Source organism: Streptomyces boncukensis, assembly GCF_011045075.1.
GTDB classification, from domain to species: domain Bacteria; phylum Actinomycetota; class Actinomycetes; order Streptomycetales; family Streptomycetaceae; genus Streptomyces; species Streptomyces boncukensis.
The window spans coordinates 1-6518 of sequence record NZ_JAAKZZ010000425.1; the positions used below are offsets into that span (position 1 = coordinate 1).

A 6518-nucleotide genomic window follows, 5' to 3' on the forward strand; every position below is an offset into this window, starting at 1 on the left:
CTCCTCCACGGTGATCTCCGGGCCGCCGGGGCCGGTGGCGCAGGCGGTGGCACGGGCGGAGGCGGCGGGGGAGCGGGCGCGGTTGATCGAGGTGGACTACGCCTCCCACAGCCGGCAGGTGGATGGGATCGCAGCCGGGCTGGAGGAGGTGTTGGCGGGTGTCGAGCCGCGTGCCTCGCAGGTGGCGTTCTATTCCACGGTGGAGGGGTCCCGGGTGGATGCGGGGGTGTTGGGTTCGGGGTATTGGGTGCGGAATCTGCGGGAGCCGGTGTGTTTTGCGGGGGCGGTGGAGGCGTTGTTGGCGGATGGGTATCGGGTGTTTGTGGAGGCGAGTCCGCATCCGGTGTTGGTGTTGGGGATGCAGGAGACGTTCGAGGAGGCGGGGGTGGAGGCGGCGGCCGTGCCCACGCTGCGCCGTGGCCAGGGGGATCGCAGGCAGCTCGCACACGCCCTCGCCCACGCTCACACCGCGGGCCTGCGGGTGGATTGGAGGCCGTGGTTCCCGGAGGACAGCCGCACAGTGGTCGACCTGCCCACCTACGCCTTCCAGCACCGGCGCTACTGGCTCGACCAGCCCAGGGACGCCAGGGACGGCAACCCCGCCGGCCTCGGCCTCGCATCCGCGGGCCACCCTCTGCTGGGTGCCGTGACCCAGCTCGCCGACCAGGACACGCATATCCTCACCGGCCGGCTCGCCCCCGAGTCCCGCCCCTGGCTCTCCGGTCACCAGGTCCTCGGCACGCCCCTGCTGCCCGGCACCGCCTTCGCCGAGCTCGCGCTGCACGCCGCGAGCCTCACCGGCTGCGACCATGTCGCCGAGCTCATCGTGCAGCAGCCGCTCGCCGTTCCCGGGGACGAGCCGGTGGATCTCCAGCTCAGCGTCGCCCCGCCCGCCGAGGACGGCCGGCGCGCCTACACCATCCACTCCCGGCCGGCGGCCGACGCGGGCCGGTCCGCCTGGACCCGGCACGTCACCGGGACGCTCGCCGCGACGCCCGAAGCGACCGCGCCCACGGCGCTGAGCGGTGCCTGGCCGCCCACCGGCGCCGACCGGCTCGCCACCGACCCGCTGGACGAGGAACTCGCCGCGGTGTGGCGGCTCGGGGACACGGTCTACGCCGATGTGGTCCTGCGCGAGGAGGAGCGTGCCGAGGCGCCCGAGTACGGAGTGCACCCGGCGCTGCTCGACGCCGCGCTGCGGGCCTGCGCCCAGGACGCGGCACCCCCGGAGAACACGCACGGCGCGCCGGACGCAGAGGGCGCCGTCATGCTGCCGTTCTCCTGGAGCGGGCTGCGCCTCCACGCCACCGGCGCCGGGGCCCTGCGTATCCGCATCACCCCGACCGCGCCCGGCCGGCTCGCCCTGTCCGCCGCCGACCCGACGGGTGCCCCCGTCCTCACGCTGGAAGATCTGACGCTGCGCCCGCTCCGGCCCACGGAGGTCGGTGCGGAGCGCCAGGCCGCCAAGAGCTCCATGTTCCGGCTGGAGTGGACCCGGCCTCCGGCGGCCGCCGCCGAGGCGCCGTCAGGGCTGGCCGTCGTCGCCCCCGAGGCGGATCCGGTGGCCACCGGTCTGGCGGCCGTGCTGCCGGGGGCGGAGAGGTATCCCGACCTCGCCGCGCTGCGCGCCGCGGTGGCGTCCGGGACGCCCGCCCCCGACACCGTTCTGGCCGCCGTCACCACCAGCGGCACCGCAGGCGACGGGGCCGCCCACACCGACGGGCTGCGGCAGACCGGCAGGGCGGTACTGACGCTGCTCCAGGAATGGCTGGCCGACCCCGAGACCACCGCCCGGCTGGCCGTCGTCACCCGCCATGCGACAGCGACGCGGCCCGGCGAGGACGTCCGGGATCTGCCTGCCGCGGCTGTCTGGGGGCTGGTGCGCAGCGCCCAGTCCGAGCACCCGGGGCGCATCGCCCTGCTGGACCTCGACGGACAGGAGTCCTCGCTCCGGGCCGTGCCCGCGGCGCTGGCCTTGGACGAACCGCAGCTCGCGGTGCGCGACGGCCGTCCGCTCGTCCCCCGGATCGCCCGCCACCTCGCGACGGAGCGCTCGTCCCCGCCCGGCGAACCGGACGGGTGGCGGGGGCTCGACCCGGACGGCACCGTCCTCGTCACCGGCGGCACCGGGGCCCTGGGCGGGGTGACAGCCCGCCATCTGGTCGCCCGCCACGGCGCCCGGAGACTGCTGCTGGCCAGCCGCGGCGGGCCGGAGGCTCCCGGCGCGGCCGAGCTCGTCGCCGAACTGACGGAGCTCGGCGCCGAGGTGTCCGCCGTCGCCTGCGACATGAGCGAACGCGAGGCGGTGGCGGGGCTGCTGGCCGCCGTCCCCGAGCGCCACCCGCTCACTGCCGTGATCCACACCGCGGCGGTCGTCCAGGACGCCACGGTCCAGACGGCGACGCCCGAGCAGTACGACGCCGTGCTGCGCGCCAAGGCGGCCACGGCCTGGCACCTGCATGACCTCACCCGGGATCTGGACCTCTCGGCGCTGGTGTTCTTCTCCTCCGTCACCGGTCTGGTCGGCGGCGCCGGGCAGGGCAGCTACGCCGCGGGGAACGCGTATCTCGACGCCCTCGCCCAGCACCGCCGTGCCCAGGGCCTGCCCGCGACGTCGCTCGCCTGGGGCTTCTGGGACCAGTCGAGCGGTATGTCAGGGCAGTTCACCGAGGCCGACCGGGCCCGCAACGCACGCGCGGGCGATCTGGGGCTGAGTACCGGGCAGGCCCTCGCGCTCCTGGACGCCGCGCTCGCGTCCGGTGAGCCGCTGCTCGTCCCGGTCCGGCTGGACCTGGCCGGGATGCGCCGCCGGGCCGAGCCGCACAGCACCCCGGTGCTCCTGCGGAACCTCGTACCCGCCCCGGCACGCCGGGCCGCAGGCGCGGGCGGGGCCGCCGGTCCCGGGCAGGCGGCGGCGCTTGCCTCGCTGGCTCCCGAGGAGCGGCTGAGCGCCCTGCTCGACCTGGTACGGGGCCAGGCGGCGGCGGTCGTCGGGCACGCGACGGCGGAGGCGGTCCCCGCGACGCAGAACTTCCGGGAGCTCGGCTTCGACTCCCTGACCGCCGTGGAGCTGCGCAACCGGCTCAGCGCCGCCACGGACACGCGGCTGCCGGCCACTCTCGTCTTCGATCACCCCACCCCCGGGGCGGTGGCCGAGCTGCTGGCCGAACGCCTGGCTCCGGCCGGGGCGGCATCCGCGGCGGACGCGGCGGACGGCGTGTCCCCGCTCGCCGAGCTGGACCGGGTGGAGGCGGCGCTCACCGCCCTCGGGGACCAGGATCAGCGTGCGCTGATCGCGGCGCGGCTGCGGGAGCTGCTGCGCATGGCCGGCGCGCCGCGCGACGGGGCGGCGCGGGAGGAGCCCGTCGACGAGCGACTGGAGTCGGCCACCGACGACGAGCTGTTCAGCATGCTCAACGAGGAGTTGAGCGGGCTGGGGCAGCAGGGTCCCGCGGACCGCGACATCCCGTCTGAACGAGATTGAGGCGTCATGTCGAATGACGAGAAGCTGCGCCGCTATCTGAAGCACGCCACCGCCGATCTCCGCCAGGCGCGGCAGCGGATCAGCGAGCTGGAGGACCGCGCGCCGGAGCCGGTCGCGATCGTCGCAGCGGCCTGCCGGCTGCCGGGCGGGGTGCGGGGCCCGGAGGACCTGTGGCGGCTGGTGGCCGACGGCGCCGACGCCATCTCCCCCTTCCCCGGCGACCGGGGCTGGCCGCTGGCGGAGCTGCGCACGCCGGACCATCCGCGCGCCAGCCATACGGCGGAGGGCGGATTCCTCCACGACGCACCGGAGTTCGACGCCGCCTTCTTCGGGATCAGCCCCCGGGAGGCGCTGGCCATGGACCCGCAGCAGCGGCTGCTGCTGGAGACCGCCTGGGAGGCGTTCGAGGACGCCGGGCTCGACCCCGGAGCGCTGCGGGGCAGCGGCACCGGAGTGTTCACCGGGGTGTCCTCGCAGGACTATCTGTCCCTGGTCGGCGAGGCCGCCGGCGAGGTCGCGGGGCATGTCGCCACGGGCAACAGCGGCAGTGTGCTCTCGGGCCGGCTGGCGTACACCTTCGGGCTGGAGGGGCCCGCGGTGACGATGGACACGGCGTGCTCCTCCTCGCTGGTGGCGATACATCTGGCGGCTCGGGCGCTGCGCCAGGGCGAGTGCGCCCTCGCGCTGGCGGGCGGGGTGACGGTGATGTCGACTCCCGGGCTGTTCATCGAGTTCTCCCGGCAGCGCGGGCTGGCCCCCGACGGCCGGTGCAAGCCCTTCGCGGAGGCCGCCGACGGCACCGCGCTGGCCGAAGGCGTGGGACTGGTGGTGCTGGAGCGGCTGTCCGACGCCCGGCGCAACGGCCACCCGGTGCGGGCGGTGCTGCGCGGCTCGGCGGTCAACCAGGACGGCGCCAGCAACGGGCTCACCGCGCCCAACGGCCCCTCCCAGCAGCGCGTCATCCGCCAGGCGCTGGCCGACGCCCGGCTGACCCCGGCCGATATCGACGCGGTCGAGGCCCACGGCACCGGCACCACGCTCGGCGACCCCATCGAGGCCCAGGCGGTGCTGGCCGCCTACGGCCGGGAGCGCCGGGACGGACAGCCCCTGTGGCTCGGCTCCGTCAAGTCCAACATCGGGCACGCGCAGGCAGCGGCGGGCGTCGCGGGCGTCATCAAGATGGTCATGGCGCTCCGGCAGGGAGTCCTCCCGCCCTCGCTGCACATCGACGCGCCCACCTCCCATGTGGACTGGGACAGCGGGGCGGTCCGGCTGCTCACCGGGCCGGTGGACTGGCCGCGCGGCGAACGCCCGCGGCGCGCCGGGGTCTCCTCCTTCGGCATCTCGGGAACCAACGCCCATCTGATCCTGGAGCAGGCCCCCGAGCCCGACCCCGGGCCCGAGGACCGGGCCCGGCCTGCCGCACCGGACGCCGCACCGGACGACGGACCGGTTGACGCACCGGACGACGGACTGGTGCTGCCCTGGGTGCTGTCAGCGCGGGGCGGCCGGGCGCTGCGCGCGCAGGCCGGGGCCCTGGCGGCCCACGCCGAGCGCAATCCGCGCACCCCGCCCTCCGGCACGGGCTGGTCGCTGATCACCGCGCGGGCGGCGTTCGAGGACCGGGCCGTCATCATCGGGGAGAGCCGGGACCAGCTCCTCGCCGGGGCGCGGGCGCTGGCCGCCGGAGAGGATCACCGCGACGTCGTCGTGCCCGCGTCCGCCGGGAGCGCCCCGCCCTCCGGGCACCTCGTCTTCCTGTTCAGCGGGCAGGGCAGCCAGCGCGCCCGGATGGGCGCCGGCCTGTACGCGCGCTTCCCGGTCTTCGCCGCCGCCTTCGACGAGGTGTGCGCGCACTTCGAGGGCCGCTTCGAGCACGCGGTACGCGAGGTGGTCCTCAGCGGCCGGCAGGAGCTGCTGGACCACACCACCTATGCCCAGGCGGGCCTGTTCGCCCTCCAGATCGCGCTGGCCCGGCTGCTGGAGTCGGCCGGGGTCGTTCCCGGCGCGGTGCTCGGGCACTCCATCGGCGAGGTCGCGGCAGCCCAGGTCGCCGGGGTCTTCGACCTGCCGGACGCGTGCCGACTGGTGGCGGCCCGTGCCGGGCTGATGGGCCGGCTCCCGGCGGGCGGGGCGATGACCGCCGTCCAGGCGGACGCCGGAGAGCTGGCCGACGACCTGGACCGGTACGGCGGCACGGTGGCGCTCGCGGCGCTCAACGCCCCGGACAGCACGGTGATATCCGGCCCCGCCGAACTCGTCGCCGAGATCAGCGGCCGGTGGGCGGAGCGCGGGCGCAAGACGAAGCCGCTGGCGGTCAGCCACGCCTTCCACTCCCCCCAGATGGACCCCATGCTGGACGAGTTCACCGAGGCGATCACCGGGCTGGACTACCGGCCCCCGGCCATCCCGCTGTTCAGCGATCTGACGGGAGCGCCCGCCGATCACCGCATCGCCACCCCGGGCTACTGGGCCGAACAGATCCGCCGCCCCGTCCGGTTCCACCCCGCCGTCGCCCACGCCGCCCGCGGGGCCCGTACGTTCATCGAGATCGGCCCCGACCGCACCCTGCTCACCGCCGCCCGGCGCACCCTCCAGCACCAGCACCAGCACCAGCGCTCCGGCGGCGGCGCGGCCCCGCCGCTGCCCCAGACGCTGCCCACGCTCAGCGCCCAGCACCCCGAGCCGAGGACGTACACCCGCGCGCTCGCGGCGCTGCACACCACGGGCGTGGACGTCGACTGGAGCGGCTGCTTCACGGACGCGTCCACCGGCGCGACGCCGCCCGCGGTGGCGCTGCCGACCTACGCCTTCCAGCGCGAGCGGTACTGGCTGCACGACGGCGGCGGCGCGGTGACCACCGTGGAGGTCCGGCTGCCTGCGGGCGCCCTGCCCGGTCGCGGGGTGCGGGTGGTGGTGGCCGATCCGGGCGGCGCCCCGGTGCTGACGACCGAACCGGTGACGGTCCCGACGGCCGGCGCCGGCCCGCCGCGCGGCACCGGCGTCCGGGAGGGGCGCGCGCAGGACGCAGAGG

General features: G+C 76.1%; 1 protein-coding gene and 1 pseudogene. Both read left to right on the forward strand.

The window, feature by feature from the left end; all coding sequences use genetic code 11:
• A partial coding sequence (locus G5C65_RS28700; protein ID WP_165301953.1) for an SDR family NAD(P)-dependent oxidoreductase occupies positions 1 to 3484 on the forward strand: 3484 nt, incomplete at its 5' end.
• 36 nt (positions 3485 to 3520) lie between these two features.
• Positions 3521 to 6518: pseudogene (locus G5C65_RS28705) on the forward strand (type I polyketide synthase); the annotation flags it as partial.